Here is a 15,760-nt window from a genome sequence, read left to right on the forward strand (position 1 = left end):
GACAAGGAGAAGCCTCATGCTGAACCATCCGACCCTCGATCAGATCCACCAGCTCGGTCTTGCAGGCATGGCCCGCGCGTTCACCGAGCTGCACGCCAATCCCGAAACCCCCAGCCTCAGTCACGCCGAATGGCTCGGTCTTCTGCTCGACCGCGAGATCACCGTCCGACGTGACAAGCGGTTGAGCACAAGGCTGCGCCATGCCAGGCTGCGCCATGACGCTGCAATCGAGGATGTCGATTACCGGAGTGCCCGCGGCCTCGATCGGGCTCTGTTCCAGAAGCTGATCCAGGGTGAGTGGATCGACGCGCACGACAATCTCGTCCTGAGCGGGCCGACAGGGGTCGGAAAATCGTGGCTGGCCTGTGCCCTCGGTCACAAGGCATGTCGCGATGACAGGACCGTGCTCTATCAGCGCGCCCCCAAACTCTTCGCAGAACTCGCGGTCGCCCGCGCCGAAGGGCGTCACGGCCGGATGATCCGCACCCTCGGTGCCGTCAATCTACTGATCCTCGACGACTTCGGCCTTGCTCCACTCGACGCCGGCGCCCGTCACGACCTGCTCGAGATCGTCGAGGATCGCTACGGCCGCCGCGCCACCATCATCACCAGCCAGATCCCCCCGGCGCATTGGCATGAGCTGATCGGCGATCCGACCTACGCCGACGCCATTCTCGACCGTCTGCTCCACAATGCCCACCGCATCGAACTCACCGGCGAAAGCCTGCGCAAGATCCGCAAGCAAACCCCAAAAACCGCTTGACCCAACGAGAACAGGAGAGCAACGAAATCAACAGCCACAGAGACCGCTACCCGGGCGAATAAATCTCGGAATCCCCGGGCGAATAAACGTCGGAATCGTGGGCGAATTAAAATCGGAATCCATGGGCGAATTCTCCGGAATCCGCAAACGGGCAGGAATGGTCGTGGGCGTGGCGATCATCCTCTGCATCGCCTTTGCCGCCCGTCTGTACGGGATCGGCGAAAAGCCGCCCTGGCTCGACGAGGTCATCACCATCAACCGTGCCGGACTTCCGGTGCCGCATCTTCTGCACGACTCGCTGCGCAATCGTCATCTGCCCGGCTTTTTCCTGATCGAACGGCTCGCCCGCGAACTGGCGCCCGTTCGCATGCAGATCGCGGCGCTGCGTTTCACCCCGGCGCTGGCCGGAGCTGTCTCGGCAGGGCTGGTCTTTGCCATCGCCCGTCAGGCCGGCGGCCGGGATGGCGCGTGGCTCGCCGGCCTGTTGATGGCCTTCGCCCCGCAGCAGGTCGCGTTCAGCCAAGAGGCCAGATCCTATACGATGATGATGGCCCCCTTGCTCCTGGCGCTGGCGGGCTTGCTCGCCCTTGTCCGCAATCCCGACGCGCCGCCCCGCGCATCCTGGCCTGCCTATGCCGCCGGCACGGCGGTTGCGCTTCTGATCCTGCCGGATGCCTTGCCCTGGCCGCTTATCGCCAGCGCGGCTTTCCTCGCCGCCGCGATACCGCGCAGCCGCGCCCGCAAACGCCTGATCCGAAGCTGGGGTCTGCTGAACGGAGGCATCCTCATCCTCGTCGCCCCTGCCTACGCGTTGCTGCTCCTCACGCCGCATCACGGGCCGATGGCGGGGTTCCGCTGGATCCCGGCGCCGACGATCCATTTCCTGCTGACCGAGGCCGCCAGCCTCTACGGCCTGCGCGACGCAACCATGGTCACCATGCGTCTGCTGCCCACCCACATGATGATTCTTGCGCCTGCGATGGCGGTTCTGGCGATCCTTGGTATCCGCCATCTGCGCGCCGCCCGCGGCGAGGGCCTGACGTTGCTGATCGCCTGGCTCGGCCAGCCAGCCGCGCTCTGTCTGCTGTCTCTGCTCCATCCGCTTCTGTTGCCGCGCTATCTGCTCTGGAGCGCGCCGCCATTTTTCATCCTAGCCGGGCTCGGCCTCGACGAACTGGTTCCGGCGGCGCGCCTTGCCGTGCTTCCGGCCGCCGGACTGGTCCTTGTTCTGAATCTGGCTCCCTATTATCACGCCGAAACCCGGCCCCGCTGGGATCTTGCGGCAAATCTGCTCGCTGCAAGCACATCGCCTGGCGATATCATTCTCGCAAGCGACGGCGCCGCCCGAATCATGCTCGGCCATTACGACAGCGCCCTCAAGCCGCGGGTCACCCGCAGCGCCGCCCGTGCCCGCGCGGCGCTCGCCACAGGTCACGCTGTTTATGCGGTCTACGGGCCGGCAGGGCAGGGGGTGCAACCGTCTCGCGCACGGTTCATGACGTGGGCGGCGCGTATCGGAAGGCTATCATCCCCGCTTCGCGCCGGTGCTGAAATCAGCATTCGCCGGGTCGGCCCGGCGCCCGACCGCGTCGCCTGCTCGGCGGGAATTGTCTGCCGCTGACAGGGATCAGATGTCCTCGAGCGGAGCCGCAACCCTGCGGCGCAGCGTGCCTGCCAGGATCAGCGATACCGCCAGCAACCCCACGCCAACCGCGATATCCGCCGTGCGCCCCATCTGACCACCAGCGCCGAGCAACGCGGCCACCACAGTCTGCGGCAGATATCCCAACGCGGAACCTGCGAGAAACGGCAGAATCCTGACACTCGACAGGCCTGCCAGCAGATTGAGCGCGAGATTGCTGCCCAGCGGCATCAGCCGCAATGCAAGCGTTGCGGCGAATGGCCGGGCCGCAAGCGCGTGATCGAGGCGCGAAGCGCGTCCTCCAAGCCTGGCCTGCACAAATGCGCGGCCGACCAGCCGTGCCCAGAGCAGATCGATGGCACAGCCACCAAGCTGGGCCGCCAGCGCCACCGCGGTGCCCGGCAGAACACCCCAGGCATAGCCCGCAGCGAAACCGATCACCTGCCGTGGCAGGCCTACCGCGCAGGCCAACGTTCCCAGACCGCCCAGCATCAACGCATCGCGCCAGCCCTGTCCCGGATGCGGGGCAAAAAGCGGCCCGAAGATATGGAATCTCAGCATCAATGCCGCCAGCAGCAGCCCGCCCCCGAGTGCGAGCGGACGGCTTGCGCGGGTCAGCCCCCTGTGTGTTGCAACACCACTCACCGGGCCACTTCCAGTGAGGAGTGCGGCGATGCCACGCTGTCTGTGGCGCTCGCACGCCCAGCGGCCCCGGCGCGCGCCGCATCGACCAGGGTCGGCTTGCAAGCCCGGCATTGCAACCAGGCGACACCGGCAAGATCGACCAGCCCAACCCGGAGTCGATCCCATGTGCCGTAATGTGAGCGCCCGGCGAGGCGCGGCCGATGGGCAACGGGATACAACACGGTCCGGCCGCCGGCGCGGGCGAACAGCGACGGCAGAAATCTGTGCATATGGTCGAAATGCGGCAGCGCCATGAACGGCGCCCGGCGGAACAGTTTCAGCCCGCAACCGCTATCGGGTACGCCGTCGCGCAGCACGCATGCCCGGACGGTGTTGGCAATGCGTGAAGCGATGCGCTTCATCGGCCGATCCTGACGCTGCACGCGGCGCCCGGCCACCAGCAGCGGCGCGTCAGGCGTATCCTCCTGCCAGGCATGACGGAGCATGCCGGGAATGTCGGCCGGATCGTTCTGGCCGTCGCCATCGATCGTGGCGATCCATGTTGCCCGCGCCGCGGTGACGCCGGAAACGATCGCGGCGCTCTGGCCGTAACATCGGTCATGCCGCAGGCCGCGAACATCCGATCGCACGGCGGCAAATGCGGCAATCACCACGGCGGTCGCGTCCGTGCTCCCGTCATCGACGAAAATGATCTCGTGGTTGATGCCCGCCAACGCCGCATCGAGTTCGGCGAGCAGCAGTGGCAGATTTGGCGCCTCGTCATGCACTGGCACGACAACGGCGAGCAATGGCGGCGATGCGATCATCATCAAGGCTCCCTGGCGCCGTATGCAGGCCCGCATGGCGCGCGACGCCATCATCGTCGCGGCGTGTGAGGCGATACTGACAATTCAGCCGGCCGGCTTATCAAATTGTAAGCATCCCGGATTGTAGGCATCCCGGATTTCCCGGGATCTACGGGCGAATTCGTGGCCCCAAAGGTTCCATAATATTTCTTCTGCGATATATGGCAGCGCCAGTTCATTCAAGGCGCGGCGCCGCCTTGCCGCATGCCGGGATACTCCGGCTCGACCACGAACGGATACGGTCCCGGCAGATCGCCCACGCTGTCCAGCATCGCCGTCAGCCCTTCCCGCTCGGTCCAGCGCAGCAGGAAAATGCCGCCTGGTTCGAGATGAAAATAGGCCCGCGCCTTGGGATCGAACGTGATCTCGCTCTGGTGCCCGCCGGCCGCGGGCACGCTCAGCAGCATCGTGCCGCCATGCGCTGCATGGATCGCGCGGTGGTGATGCCCCGAGAGAATGGCCGCGACATTCCCATGCGCCGCCGCGCGCGCCAGCAGTGCCTCGGACGAGCGCAGCATGATGCTGTCCATCGCCGCCACCCCGGTGAGCACCGGCGGATGATGCAGGCCGATCAGCACCTTGCGCCCCGCCGCCGCGTTCAGCGCTGCGTCGAGAAACGCGAGCCGTCTCGGGCACAACTCGCCATGCCCGGCTCCCGGCACCACGCTGTCGAGCATGATCAGCCGGAATGGCCCGATATCCGCCTGATATTGAACGAAATCCGGGTCCGCCGTTACTCCCGGCAGATGGCCCAGCGCCGCCCGGAACGCCTCGCGCCGGTCGTGGTTGCCGGGCACCACATAGACCGGGCATGGCAGCTTGCGGTTGAGCAGCCGGTTCAGCTCCTCGTATTCGTCGTCCCGCCCGCAATCGACGAGGTCGCCGGTGATCACGATCGCTTCCGGCGCCGGATCGAGCGTCGCCACCCGGCGCAGCACGCGCTCGGCCATCATGTTGGTCTCGACCACGCGGTTGGCCGGGCGGCCGACCGGGCGGACATGCAGGTCGGAAATATGGGCAATCAGCAAGAGTCACCTCGAAGAATGGCAAGGGCCTCGTCGCGCAGCGACGGGTCGCCCAGGATCAGCACGGTCCCGTCGGTCTCGGCGTCGAGCCGCAACGCCCGGCCCGACCAGTCGCACATCGCCCCGCCCGCCGCCTCGACGATCGGCACCGACGCCGCCCAGTCCCACGGCTTGTGCCCGGCCTCGGCGATGATGTCGATCGCCCCGAGCGCCAGCAGCCCCGCGGCATAGGCATTGTCGCCCCAGGAGACGCGCCGGCAGGCCTGGCCGAGCCGGTCGAACGCCGCGCGCTGCGCCGGTGCGAACCATTCCGGCCCGGTGCAGGAGAGTTCCGCCTCGCCCAGCGCCGCGCGCCGCCGGCAGCCCGGCACGCCGCCGAACGGGCCATTGAACTCGATCTGCCCGCCGGCCGCCAACCACCGCTCGCCGGTCATCGGCTGGTCGATCAGCCCGAGCACCGGCACGCCGTCCTCGACCAGGCCGATCAGCGTCACGAAGCTCGCCCGCCCGGTGATGAACTCCCGCGTCCCGTCGATCGGGTCGATCACCCAGTTGAACCGCCCGCGCCGGTCGTCGCCGAATTCCTCGCCGATCACCCCGAAGCCCGGTGTGTGCCGCGCCAGCGCCGCGCGCATCGCCGTCTCCGCCGCCCGGTCCGCCGCCGTCACCGGGCTCGCATCCGCCTTGTCGTCGGCCCCCACGCCGGCGCGGAAATACGGCCGGATCGCCGCCCGCGCCGCCTCCGCCGCCGCCTTCGCCGCCTCGATCGCGCCGTCGGGAATCATTCGGCCGCCAGCACCCGCGGCGCCTCCCCGTCCCACCAGACCGAAACCCGGCTGCCCTGTGCCACAGCACCGGCCTCGGCGCTCGGCATCGCCGCCGCGAGGCTGAAACCGCCATCGATCTCGATGCGGATCGAGGTCAGCGCGCCGAAGAACACCCGTGAGGCCACAACCCCTTCCAGCAGCGCCTCGGCCGCTCCCGGCGGGCCGAGCCGCACCGTCTCCGGCCGCAGCAGCACGTGAACCTCTGCCCCCGTTGTCAGTCCGCGCGCCCGCACCGCCGGCACCGCCCGCCCGCACAGCTCGACCAGCCCGGCCTCCGCGTCCCGCACCCGGCCGCGCAGTTCCGCCGCGGCGCCGACGAACCGCGCCACGAAGATGTTCGCCGGCTCGCCATAGATTTCCGCCGGTGTCCCCGCCTGGGCGATCCGCCCCTCCTGCATCACCACCACCCGGTCGGAGATCGACAGCGCCTCCTCCTGGTCATGTGTGACGAACAGCGTCGTCACCCCGGTCTCCTGCTGGATGCGACGGATCTCGTCGCGCAGCTGCACCCGCACCTTGGCATCGAGCGCCGAAAGCGGTTCGTCGAGCAGCAGCAGCGCCGGGCGGATCGCCAGCGCCCGCGCCAGCGCCACCCGCTGCTGCTGGCCGCCGGAGAGCTGGTGCGGATATTTCCGCGCGTGCTCGGCCAGCCCCACCAGCGCCAGCAGCTCCGCCGCCCGCGCCTGCTGCGCCGCCGGCGTCTCCCGCCGCACCTTCAGCCCGAAGCGGACATTCTCCTCCGCCGTCATGTTCGGGAACAACGAATAGGCCTGGAACACCATGCCCATGTTGCGCCGTGCCGCCGGCCGATCGGTAATGTCGGCCCCCGCCAGCACCACGCGCCCGCCATCCGGCCGCTCGAACCCGGCGACGATGCGCAGCAGCGTCGTCTTGCCGCAGCCCGAGGGGCCGAGCAGCGAGACGAACTCCCCCTGCCCCAGCGCGAGATCGATGCCGTGCAGCACGGTCTTGCCGGCATAGCGCTTCACCGCGCCGTCGATTTCCAGATGCGGCATCAGCGCGCCCCTCCGATCTGCACGCTGCGTCCGCCCCGGCCCGAAACCAGCACGCCGAGCATCGCCAGCCAGGTGATCAGGAAGCTGAGTAGCGTCAGCGCCGAGGCCTGCGTCGCCGAGGTCTGGCCGATATAATTGATATAGACGGCAAAGGTGTTGAACAGCAGGATGTTGGCGAAGGTGAACTCGCCCATCACGATGGCGATCGTCAGCAACGCGGCGCCGACCAGCGCCGTCGTCAGATTTGGCACCACGACGCGGAAGATCAGCGTCCCCCAGCCGGCGCCGAGGCTCTGCGAGGCTTCAGTCATGGTGCGCAGGTCGAGCACGCGCATGCCGAGATCGAGCGCGCGATAAGTATAGGGCAAGGCGAGGATCACGTAGGGTATCACCAGATAGTTGGGGGTGCCGACCAGCCAGTCCGGCCCGGTGTAGAGCGCCGTCATCCCGGCGACCAGCGCGATCGGCGGCACCACGAAGGGCAGCACCGAGATGAAATCGAACACCGGCCGCAGCCGCGGCACCCGCAGGTTCAGCCAGAACACCGCCGGCACCAGCACAACCAGCCCGAGCAGGATCGTCTCCACCGCCAGCCGCACCGAGAGGAACAGGCTCTGCCAGAGCTTCGGCTGGTGGAACAGCGCGACATAGGCGGCGAACCCGTAGCGCGAGCCGCCTTCCCACAGGCTGAAGGCGCCGGTCGCGAGCAGCGGGACGATGAAATACAGGCCGAGCAGCCCGAGCCACGCCTCCGGCAGCAACCGTCCGAGCGCGCCTTTCATCGCCGCCCCCAGCGGCCGATCCGCCGCGCCGCCAGCGCGTAGAGGCCCATCACCGCGACCATCACCACGATCATCCCCAGCGCCAGCGCCGCGCCGGTCTGCTGCGAGATCATCACGTTGCCCGACAGCACGTTGCTGATCTCCACCGGCACCAGCGCGACGATCCCCGATGTCAGCGCATACGGCGTCGCATAGGCCGAGAAGGCGTTGCCGAACAGCAGGATGAACGCCGAGAGCAGCGAGGGGAGCAAAATCGGCAACCCGACATGCCGCCAGTAATCGAAGGCGGAGGCACCGAGATTTTCCGCCGCCTCCCGCCATTCGCGCCGCAGCGCCTCCAGCGCCGGGGTGAACACGATGATCATCAGCGGGATCTGGAAATAGGCATAGACCAGCACGAGGCCCGGCAGCGAATACAGGCTGAACCCCATGCCGTAGAGATCGACCCCAGCCGATTTCAGCCACACCGTGATGATGCCGAGGCTGCCGAGCGTTGCGATGAAGGCGAAGGCCAGCGGCACGCCGGCGAAATTCGCCGCCACCGCGCTGAAACTCGTCACCAGCGAGCGCACGCCCCGCTTCATGCCCGGCCGCAGCACCAGATAGGCGGCGATCCCGCCGGCGATCACGCCGACCAGTGCGGCCAGCGCCGACAGCACGATGGAATTGCGGAACGCGACCACCGTCTGCCCCTGCCCTAATGCGGCGACATATTTCAGCGTCAGCCCGCGCTTGCCCGAGAACGCTTCCGCCAAAAGCATCAGCGTGGGCAGGACGAGGAAGGCGATCACGTAAACGACGAGCGGGCCGACAAAGGCGAGCGTCAGGCCCCCGCCCTCGCCGGTCTTGAACCGAAACCTCACGCCTTGACGAGCTTCGTCCAGTTTTCCGTGAGCAACTGCTGCGCCTTCTTGGTCTGCGCGTTATTGGCGAACACCGCCTCGCCATAGGGCTTGGCCGGCGGCAGTTCCGCCATCAGCGACTTCGGAATGGCGCCTGCCTTCGCCATCGCCGAGAACCGCGCCGGATGGGCGAAGCCCTTGAGATAGAGAAGCTGCCCCTCGTCGGAATAGATGAATTCCTGCCACAACTCGGCCGCCTTCGGGTGCGGCGCGAATTTGCTGATCGCCTGGCAGTAGAACGCGCCATAGGGCGTCGCCCCCTCGGGAATGACGGTGTCGATCGGCGTCATCCCCTTCGCCTTCTTCGCCTGGGCAAGATTCAGGTAATCCCAGTTGATCACCACCGGCGTCTGGCCGGAAACAAGGCTCGCCGCCGTCGCCGCCGAGGGGTTGAAATTGCCGCGCTTGGCGAGATCGGCGAAGAATTCGATACCCGGCATGATGTTGTCGAGCGAGCCGCCATTGGCGAGTGCCGCCGCGACCACCGCGGCGAACGCCGCCCCGGCGCCGAGCGGGCTGCCGTTCAGCGCGATCATGCCCTTGAATTCCGGCTTCTTCAGATCGGCCCACTCATGGGGCACCGCCTTCGAGACCGAGCGGTTGATGCCGAACGACACCAGGCCGAAATAGTCGCCGTACCACAGCCCGTGCGGGTCCTTCATCGAGGCCGGAATGCTGTCCCAGGTCGCGACCTTGTAGGGTCGGAACAGCCCCTCCTGCGCGCCGTTCAGCGCGAAGGCCGGGCCGACATCGACCACATCCGGCCCGCGCGACTGGTGCTTTAGCGAGCGGATCGACTGCAATTCCTGCGCCGAACTGTCATCGGGCGCGGCGTTGTGGATGGTGATCCCGTATTTTTTCTGGAAGGTGGCGATGATCTCGCCGTAATTCGCCCAGTCCGGCGGCAGCGCGATGGTGTTGAGCTGCCCCTCGTGCTTCGCCGCGCTCACCAGCGCGGGCGATGCGGCGCACGCCGCGGCCGGCAGCAGGCCCGCGCCGAGCCCGGCGCCGGCGAGTTTGAGGAAAGTGCGGCGCGGCGATGAGATCAGTTCGGCCATGTCTTGCGTCCTTGCTTCGTATGTCCGCTGGCTGGCCCCGCACCCCGTCGCGCGGCTCAACCGGCGGCGACCATATAGCTCGCGGCGGAGGCCGCGCCCATCGTCTCCGGCCGCCACGAGGGCGGCCGGATGTGAAGGTTTCGTGAAACGCGAAACGTCAGAAGGCGAGACCCGCTTCGAGGATGCTCATCACCTGGTTGCGGTCGGTGCCGCTGGCGCCAAAGCCACCGCCGACCCGCGGCGTGCCAAGATTGGTCAGGTGCAGCAGCCCTACCTCGCCACGCACAAAGACATGGCCCTTGATCCAGGACGGCGTCACGCCGATGCCGAAGCCGGCAGAATTGGCATTCAGATACCAGGCCTGAGGGCCAGTGTTCTTATAGTAGAATACCATGCTGCCGAGCGACCAGGGCGATTTGCCGAACTGATAGTTGGTGATGACCTCCGCGCCGAAATTGCTGGTGAACTTGGTCAGCCCTACCCGCCGGTTCGGCTTGGCGTAGACATATTGTACCTCGGGCACGACGTTCAGGTTGCCGTTGGTGTATGAATAATACGCGCCGTACATGTCCGAATTGACATAGGCCGCATTATAGCCGGGATAACCCGATCCCGTTTTTCCTTGGCCATAGGCGAAGGTATTCGGCCCCGTCGTCCCGAGATTCTGCGTCCCGTAGAAAGACAGCGCGTTGTTCCCGTCGAACGAATACGTCACCAGTTCCTGCAGTGTGTTGAACACGCCGGAGTCGAACCCGTCGCCAAAGGTCAGCGTGGCGGAGAGCTTTCCCAGGGTATAGCTCGCCTGCACGCCGCGGCTCGACGAGTTCTCGACATAGTAAAGTGGCGAGTCGATGAGGTTGGCGTTCTTCCAGTCGGTCGATGATTCCCAGCCTTCCGTGGAATACACCTGACCGACGGATATATTGAAATTGGCGTTAGGGGCCCAGGTGCCATAGGCGGCGTAGATCGGCCCGAGCGTGAACTCGTTCGTCACCATCTGCGACGGACTGGAGCCGAAATACAGCGAGTTGCTCGGCTTCACGTCGAGGGTGAACTGGAATTGTCCGGTCGACTTGGTGATGTTGACTTCGAGCGTCCGCGCGATGGCGCCTGCGGATTTCTTGTTACCGAGAATGCTATTGGTTCCCATGCCCGACAGCGCATAGAAATACCCGTCGAACCCGCCGCTGACATCCAGCGTGCCGAGCGGGCCAGCATCGAATTTCTGGGCCGCGGGCAGGTTCATCGCAATGGCCGGCGACGCGCAGGCCATCAGAGCCACCATGCTGGCCCCGGCGAGAGTTGTCCGTCCGTTCAGTCTTTTCGTTTTCATTACTACTACCCTGTTGTTAGTTGAAAAAGTCCGGCAACCGCGCGGGCCTGCCGAGGTCTTCACCCCTCCGGCGAGGCCTGATCCGTCTTCCGCCGGAGCTGCGCGATGGGCGACCACCGGCCGCAGGCGACCATCCCTCCGCACTCGCAAAAGAAGACAAAATCTGGAAGCCCCGCAATGCCGACCTGCCGAACCATCCGTGCGTGAAGCGGCGCGCGATCTTCACCCCAGCGTTTATCCCTGACGTCATGCCTTCGCGATTATGTATGCCTCGCCTGATCTACCTTGAACGGCTGTCGCGGAACGTCTTGAACAAGACCGTCATGGATTTGTAAAAACTCGCCATTCTTACGGCAAATCAGACAACCGTGACATTTCAGCATCGCTCATCCGGTGGATGAATTGTCCGAGATGTTACGGCTTCAACGCATGTTCTGATTTTGAAATAATCCATATAAATCCATAAGATTTTTGAAGTCGGCCGATAAACTCCATATTGCGGGTTGACCGCGCAATGTTTTCCCTCGATCATGAATGAGATGAACGAGCTGAAGTCCTACACCCTGCTCGCCATCGCAATTGCGTGCGAGGTGGCAGGGACGTCGTTTCTGAAGGCGTCAGACGGGTTCACCCTGGCACTCCCGGCCCTGGGTACTCTCGTCTTTTACGCTGCCGCTTTCTACCTTCTCGCCATTCTTGTCCGCACGATGCCGATCGGCGTGGTCTATGCGATCTGGAGCGGCGCGGGCATCATCCTCGTCAGCGCGGTGGGCTGGCTCCGCTTCGGACAGCATCTCACGCCGATGACAATGTTCGGCATCATGACGATCACTCTGGGCGTCATCATCGTCAATCTCGCTGCCGCCCCACCTCACTGAACGAGGCCGGCCAAACGGAACGATGCAAGCCCTGCGTCGGTTCCATACAATACAGCCCGTCGCTGATCATTCGCTATATGATTGAAAAAACGAACTCCAAGGGCAGGGCAGGACAATGCCGGTCGCACAAGCGAACCGGAATTTCGTAACGGAGCAGAGGAAATAAAAATGAGAAAATCGATCTTAGGCGCAACGCTGGCAACCTTCGTGATGGGTCTGGGCATCGCGCATGCCGGCGTGCCCGCGTCATGCCGCACAATCCGGATGGCCAATATCGGCTGGACCGACAATGCGGTGCAGAACGCTGTCTTCTCGAAAGTCGCGACCTCACTCGGCTACAAGACCGACATCAAGCTTTATTCGCTCGAGGTGATGTATGCCGGTCTCAGCAACAACAAGATCGACGTCTTTCTCGACAACTGGACGCCGTCGCAGGACGGAACAACCAAACCCTACGAGGCGAAACACGAGATCGATGTCATCGGCCCCGACCTCAAGCACGCCAAATATACTCTCGTGGTGCCGCATTATCTCTATGAGAAGGGGCTGAAGACCTTTGCCGACATTCACAAGTTCGCAAAGCAGCTGCATTACAAAATCTACGGCATCGAGCCGGGCAATGACGGCAACGAACATGTTCTCTCGATGATCAAGTCGAACAAGTTCGATCTCGGCAAGTTCCACCTCGTGCAGTCCAGCGAAGCTGGCATGCTCGCCGAGGTCGCGCGTAAATATCCGAAGAAGCAGGCGATCGTCTTCCTCGGTTGGGAACCACATCCGATGAATGTCGAGTTCCACATCAATTATCTCACCGGCGGCAAGAACTATTTCGGCCCGCATCAGGGCGAGGCGACGCTCTACATCAACACAAGGCACAACTACGCCAAGGATTGCCCGAATGTCGGCCGCCTGCTGCACAATTTCGCGCTCACGGTGAATGACGAAAACAAGATGATGTACGACGTGCAGGTCAAGCATCAGGACGCGTCCGCCGTCGGCGCCGCGTGGCTAAAGGCGCATCCGGCCTGGGTGAAGAAAACCCTTGATGGCGTTACCACGGTTTCCGGCAAGCCCGGCGCCGCGGCCGTCCTCGCCGGCCTGAACTGATCAGGCCCCTTGTTCCCCCGGCGCGCGCGCTTGGCGCGTGCCGGCTCGCGGAGGCTGACAGATGAACGGGATCGAGAGCGTGCAGTACTGGATCGTCCACCACGCCATTCCTCTCGGGGCGTGGGCGACGGCGGCCATCACCGCCCTGAAAGATAACTTTCAGGGATTTTTCAACATCCTTTCGGACGTGCTCGGGTTCCTGCTCGATAACACGACGGGCGCGCTGGACTGGGTGTCTCCGCTCATCCTGATCGTGCTCTTTGCGGGGCTGACCTGGTATTTCAAGAAATCCTGGAAGCTCGCGCTGTTCGTGCTGCTCGCCCTCGCCTTCGTGCTCAACCAGGGCTATTGGGAACGCACGCTGGAGACGATCTCGCTCGTCGCCTACGCCACCCTCGCCTGCATGCTGATTGGCGTGCCCCTTGGCGTCGCCACGGCGCACCATCCAACGCTCTACCGCATCCTGCGCCCGGTGCTCGACCTGATGCAGACGCTGCCCACCTTTGTCTATCTGATCCCCACCCTCGTGCTCTTCGGCCTCGGCAGCGTTCCCGGCCTCATCTCCACCATCGTGTTCGTCGCACCCACCCCGGTGCGCCTGACCTATGTCGGCATCTCGAATGTGCCGCGCCCGCTGATCGAGGCGGGGCAAGCCTTCGGCGCCTCGCCGTGGGAGTTGCTCTGGAAGGTCGAGATTCCGGCGGCACTGCCGACCATTCTCGCGGGCCTTACCCAGGTGATCATGCTGAGCCTGTCCATGGTCGTCATCGCCGCGCTGGTCGGCGCCGGGGGCCTCGGCGAACCGGTGGTCGAGGCCATGGAAACCGTGCAGATCGGCCGCGGCTTCACCTCGGGCCTCGCCATCGTCATCCTCGCGGTCATTCTCGATCGCGTGTTCCGCCCGGAGCGCGAAAACGCATGAGCACTGAATTCGCCGCCCGCTTCGAGCATGTCGACATCCTGTTTCCGCCCGCGGAAGGGCGCGCCGCCCGGGCGCCGCTCGCCCGTGCCGCCGCGATGCTCGATGAGGGCCATACCCGCGCCGACATCATCGAGACGACAGGCGTCGTCGTCGGCGCCGCCGATGTGAATCTCGAAATCGCGAAGGGCGAGATCTTCGTCATCATGGGGCTGTCCGGCTCCGGCAAGACCACCGTGCTGCGCGCAGTGAACGGCCTTAACAAGATCTCGCGCGGCCGCATCCTGATCCTGCATGGCGACCAGACGATCGACATGACCAACCCCGCCCCGGCCGCGCTGCGCTCCCTGCGCAACCGCGCGGTTTCGATGGTGTTCCAGCAATTCGCCCTGCTCCCCTGGCGCACCGTCCGCCGCAATGTCGAACTCGGCCTCGAACTGCGCCGCACCGGCGAGACCGAAACCCGCGAGACGGTCGATCGCTGGCTCGATCTGGTCGGCCTGCTGCCCTGGGCCGAGAAGCACGCGCACGAGCTGTCCGGCGGCATGCAGCAGCGCGTCGGCCTCGCCCGCGCCCTCGTCACCGACCCCGACATCCTGCTGATGGACGAGCCCTTCTCCGCGCTCGATCCGCTCATCCGCAACAAGTTGCAGGACGAACTGCTCTCCCTGCAACAGAGCATGCACAAGACGATCATCTTCGTTACCCACGACCTCGACGAGGCGCTGAAACTCGGCAACCGAATCGCGATCATGAAGGATGGCCAGGTGATCCAGGTCGGTGCGCCGGAAGACATCGTGCTGCGTCCTGCCACCGACTACGTCGCCGAATTCGTCCGCCATATGAACCCGCTCACCGCGATCCGCGCCGCCTCACTGATGCGCCCGCTCGATGCGGCGGACGATGTCCAGGGCGCCCAGTTCAGCTTCACCGACGATCGTTCGCACTACCGCCTCTCGCTGCGCCCTGACGGCACGCTGGACGGGCTTTCCTGCAACAATGCGGCGATTGCCGTGCATCCGGTCGATGGCGAAACCGCGACCCCTGAAGGTGCCGTCGGCATCGTCGAGACCACGCATCTGCTGAAGGATGTCGTCGAGCAGCGCCAGCGCAGCGGCCATCCCGTGCTGGTCGCCGAAGACGGGCGCATCGTCGGCTGGTGCGGCGCCAACGAGGTGCTCGACGCCCTCACCCACGCCGGCCGCGCCACAATGACCGACGCGACCCCGACACTCGTCCTCGCCACCAGCTGAACCGGAGCCCTGCCATGACAGGCGAACCCCGCCGCAACTTCATCGCCGGCGGCCCCAGGTCGCGCGCCTGCCTCGCCCGGTTCGAAACCCGCAACCCCGCCACCGGCGGCGTGCTGGCCGAGATCGAGATCGCCGACGCCGAAACCGTCGCCGCCGCCGTCGCCGCCGCGCGCGAGGCCCAGCGCGCCTGGGCCGCAACGCCCGCCGCGGCGCGCGGGCGCATCCTGCACCGCGCCGCATCCATATTGCGGGAACGCAACGATGAACTCGCCCGCACCGAAACGCTCGACACCGGCCGCCCGATCGCCGAAACCAGCGTCGTCGATGTCATCTCCGGCGCCGAATGCCTCGAATATTTCGGCGGCATCGCCGCCTCGATCACCGGCGAGTCGGTCGATCTCGGGCCGAGCGCCTTCGGCTACACCAGGCGCGAGCCGCTCGGCGTGGTCGCCGCGATCGGCGCCTGGAACTACCCGCTGCAGATCGCCTGCTGGAAATCCGCCCCCGCCCTCGCCTGCGGCAATGCGGTCATCTTCAAGCCCGCGCCGCAAACGCCGCTGACCGCCCTCGAACTCGCCGCGATCTATCGCGAGGCCGGTCTGCCGGACGGCCTGTTCAACGTCGTCAACGGCTTCGGCGAAACCGGCCTCGCCCTTGTCCGCCATCCGGACGTCGCGAAAATCTCGCTCACCGGCTCGGTTCCCACCGGCAAGGCCGTCGCGGCCGAGGCTGCCGCCAGCCTCAAGCGGGTCACGCTCGAACTCG

At 65.5% G+C, this 15,760-nt stretch carries 16 protein-coding genes; 7 read left to right on the forward strand and 9 right to left on the reverse strand.

What is annotated here, in order from left to right:
* Nucleotides 1–16 precede the first annotated feature (16 nt).
* Complete coding sequence (gene istB, locus ACIDOCELLA78_RS98735; protein ID WP_201727488.1) at nt 17–763, forward strand: IS21-like element helper ATPase IstB; 747 nt, start codon at nt 17–19, stop codon at nt 761–763.
* Nucleotides 764–884: 121 nt separating this feature from the next.
* A complete protein-coding gene (locus tag ACIDOCELLA78_RS98740; protein ID WP_201727665.1) occupies nt 885–2,384 on the forward strand; it encodes a glycosyltransferase family 39 protein in 1,500 nt (499 codons plus the stop codon).
* A gap of 6 nt (nt 2,385–2,390) precedes the next feature.
* Here ACIDOCELLA78_RS98740 and ACIDOCELLA78_RS98745 read toward each other — a convergent pair whose 3' ends face one another.
* From ACIDOCELLA78_RS98745 to ACIDOCELLA78_RS98785, 9 genes are all read right to left on the reverse strand, one after another.
* The gene (locus ACIDOCELLA78_RS98745; RefSeq protein ID WP_249674957.1) at nt 2,391–2,966 is read right to left on the reverse strand and encodes a TVP38/TMEM64 family protein; all 576 of its coding nucleotides are present in this window, start codon (nt 2,964–2,966) and stop codon (nt 2,391–2,393) included.
* An 80-nt stretch (nt 2,967–3,046) separates the two neighbouring features.
* Nucleotides 3,047–3,853 carry a glycosyltransferase gene (locus ACIDOCELLA78_RS98750; RefSeq protein ID WP_201727689.1) on the reverse strand — a complete coding sequence of 269 codons (807 nt, stop codon included), beginning with the start codon at nt 3,851–3,853 and terminating at the stop codon, nt 3,047–3,049.
* A 221-nt stretch (nt 3,854–4,074) separates the two neighbouring features.
* A complete protein-coding gene (locus ACIDOCELLA78_RS98755; protein WP_201727666.1) occupies nt 4,075–4,923 on the reverse strand; it encodes a phosphodiesterase in 849 nt (282 codons plus the stop codon).
* On the reverse strand, nt 4,917–5,705 hold the full coding sequence (locus tag ACIDOCELLA78_RS98760) for an inositol monophosphatase family protein (protein WP_201727667.1): 789 nt from the start codon (nt 5,703–5,705) through the stop codon (nt 4,917–4,919). The genes ACIDOCELLA78_RS98755 and ACIDOCELLA78_RS98760 overlap by 7 nt, the downstream gene beginning before the upstream one ends.
* Complete coding sequence (locus tag ACIDOCELLA78_RS98765; RefSeq protein ID WP_201727668.1) at nt 5,702–6,763, reverse strand: ABC transporter ATP-binding protein; 1,062 nt, start codon at nt 6,761–6,763, stop codon at nt 5,702–5,704. Before ACIDOCELLA78_RS98765 ends, ACIDOCELLA78_RS98760 begins: the two co-directional genes overlap by 4 nt.
* Complete coding sequence (locus tag ACIDOCELLA78_RS98770; RefSeq protein ID WP_201727669.1) at nt 6,763–7,545, reverse strand: ABC transporter permease; 783 nt, start codon at nt 7,543–7,545, stop codon at nt 6,763–6,765. Before ACIDOCELLA78_RS98770 ends, ACIDOCELLA78_RS98765 begins: the two co-directional genes overlap by 1 nt.
* A complete protein-coding gene (locus ACIDOCELLA78_RS98775; protein WP_201727670.1) occupies nt 7,542–8,408 on the reverse strand; it encodes an ABC transporter permease subunit in 867 nt (288 codons plus the stop codon). Before ACIDOCELLA78_RS98775 ends, ACIDOCELLA78_RS98770 begins: the two co-directional genes overlap by 4 nt.
* On the reverse strand, nt 8,405–9,505 hold the full coding sequence (locus tag ACIDOCELLA78_RS98780; RefSeq protein WP_201727671.1) for an ABC transporter substrate-binding protein: 1,101 nt from the start codon (nt 9,503–9,505) through the stop codon (nt 8,405–8,407). The genes ACIDOCELLA78_RS98775 and ACIDOCELLA78_RS98780 overlap by 4 nt, the downstream gene beginning before the upstream one ends.
* Before the next feature lie 157 nt (nt 9,506–9,662).
* Nucleotides 9,663–10,790, reverse strand: coding sequence for a porin (locus ACIDOCELLA78_RS98785; RefSeq protein ID WP_249674958.1), 1,128 nt, complete (start codon nt 10,788–10,790; stop codon nt 9,663–9,665).
* A 587-nt stretch (nt 10,791–11,377) separates the two neighbouring features.
* Between ACIDOCELLA78_RS98785 and ACIDOCELLA78_RS98790 the strand changes: the two genes are divergently transcribed.
* The 5 genes from ACIDOCELLA78_RS98790 to ACIDOCELLA78_RS98810 form a co-directional block, all read left to right on the forward strand.
* Entirely contained in the window at nt 11,378–11,716 is a 339-nt protein-coding gene (locus tag ACIDOCELLA78_RS98790; RefSeq protein ID WP_201727673.1) for a multidrug efflux SMR transporter, read from the forward strand.
* A gap of 168 nt (nt 11,717–11,884) precedes the next feature.
* On the forward strand, nt 11,885–12,823 hold the full coding sequence (locus ACIDOCELLA78_RS98795; RefSeq protein WP_201727674.1) for an ABC transporter substrate-binding protein: 939 nt from the start codon (nt 11,885–11,887) through the stop codon (nt 12,821–12,823).
* A gap of 61 nt (nt 12,824–12,884) precedes the next feature.
* Nucleotides 12,885–13,745: a choline ABC transporter permease subunit gene (choW, locus tag ACIDOCELLA78_RS98800; RefSeq protein WP_201727675.1), complete on the forward strand. Its 861-nt coding sequence runs from the start codon at nt 12,885–12,887 to the stop codon at nt 13,743–13,745.
* On the forward strand, nt 13,742–14,995 hold the full coding sequence (locus ACIDOCELLA78_RS98805; protein ID WP_201727676.1) for a glycine betaine/L-proline ABC transporter ATP-binding protein: 1,254 nt from the start codon (nt 13,742–13,744) through the stop codon (nt 14,993–14,995). Before choW ends, ACIDOCELLA78_RS98805 begins: the two co-directional genes overlap by 4 nt.
* A gap of 14 nt (nt 14,996–15,009) precedes the next feature.
* A partial coding sequence (locus tag ACIDOCELLA78_RS98810) for an aldehyde dehydrogenase family protein (RefSeq protein WP_201727677.1) occupies nt 15,010–15,760 on the forward strand: 751 nt, incomplete at its 3' end.

Source organism: Acidocella sp. C78 (assembly GCF_907164655.1).

What these genes read in the sequence shown, in the direction of transcription:
- ACIDOCELLA78_RS98765 (WP_201727668.1), bottom strand. Translation starts at nt 6,763, where the DNA reads ATGCCGCATCTGGAAATCGACGGCGCGGTGAAGCGCTATGCCGGCAAG.
- istB (WP_201727488.1), top strand. Translation starts at nt 17, where the DNA reads ATGCTGAACCATCCGACCCTCGATCAGATCCACCAGCTCGGTCTTGCA.
- ACIDOCELLA78_RS98745 (WP_249674957.1), bottom strand. Translation starts at nt 2,966, where the DNA reads ATGCTGAGATTCCATATCTTCGGGCCGCTTTTTGCCCCGCATCCGGGA.
- ACIDOCELLA78_RS98760 (WP_201727667.1), bottom strand. Translation starts at nt 5,705, where the DNA reads ATGATTCCCGACGGCGCGATCGAGGCGGCGAAGGCGGCGGCGGAGGCG.
- ACIDOCELLA78_RS98770 (WP_201727669.1), bottom strand. Translation starts at nt 7,545, where the DNA reads ATGAAAGGCGCGCTCGGACGGTTGCTGCCGGAGGCGTGGCTCGGGCTG.
- ACIDOCELLA78_RS98785 (WP_249674958.1), bottom strand. Translation starts at nt 10,790, where the DNA reads ATGGTGGCTCTGATGGCCTGCGCGTCGCCGGCCATTGCGATGAACCTG.
- ACIDOCELLA78_RS98805 (WP_201727676.1), top strand. Translation starts at nt 13,742, where the DNA reads ATGAGCACTGAATTCGCCGCCCGCTTCGAGCATGTCGACATCCTGTTT.
- ACIDOCELLA78_RS98795 (WP_201727674.1), top strand. Translation starts at nt 11,885, where the DNA reads ATGAGAAAATCGATCTTAGGCGCAACGCTGGCAACCTTCGTGATGGGT.
- ACIDOCELLA78_RS98780 (WP_201727671.1), bottom strand. Translation starts at nt 9,505, where the DNA reads ATGGCCGAACTGATCTCATCGCCGCGCCGCACTTTCCTCAAACTCGCC.
- ACIDOCELLA78_RS98790 (WP_201727673.1), top strand. Translation starts at nt 11,378, where the DNA reads ATGAACGAGCTGAAGTCCTACACCCTGCTCGCCATCGCAATTGCGTGC.
- choW (WP_201727675.1), top strand. Translation starts at nt 12,885, where the DNA reads ATGAACGGGATCGAGAGCGTGCAGTACTGGATCGTCCACCACGCCATT.
- ACIDOCELLA78_RS98740 (WP_201727665.1), top strand. Translation starts at nt 885, where the DNA reads ATGGGCGAATTCTCCGGAATCCGCAAACGGGCAGGAATGGTCGTGGGC.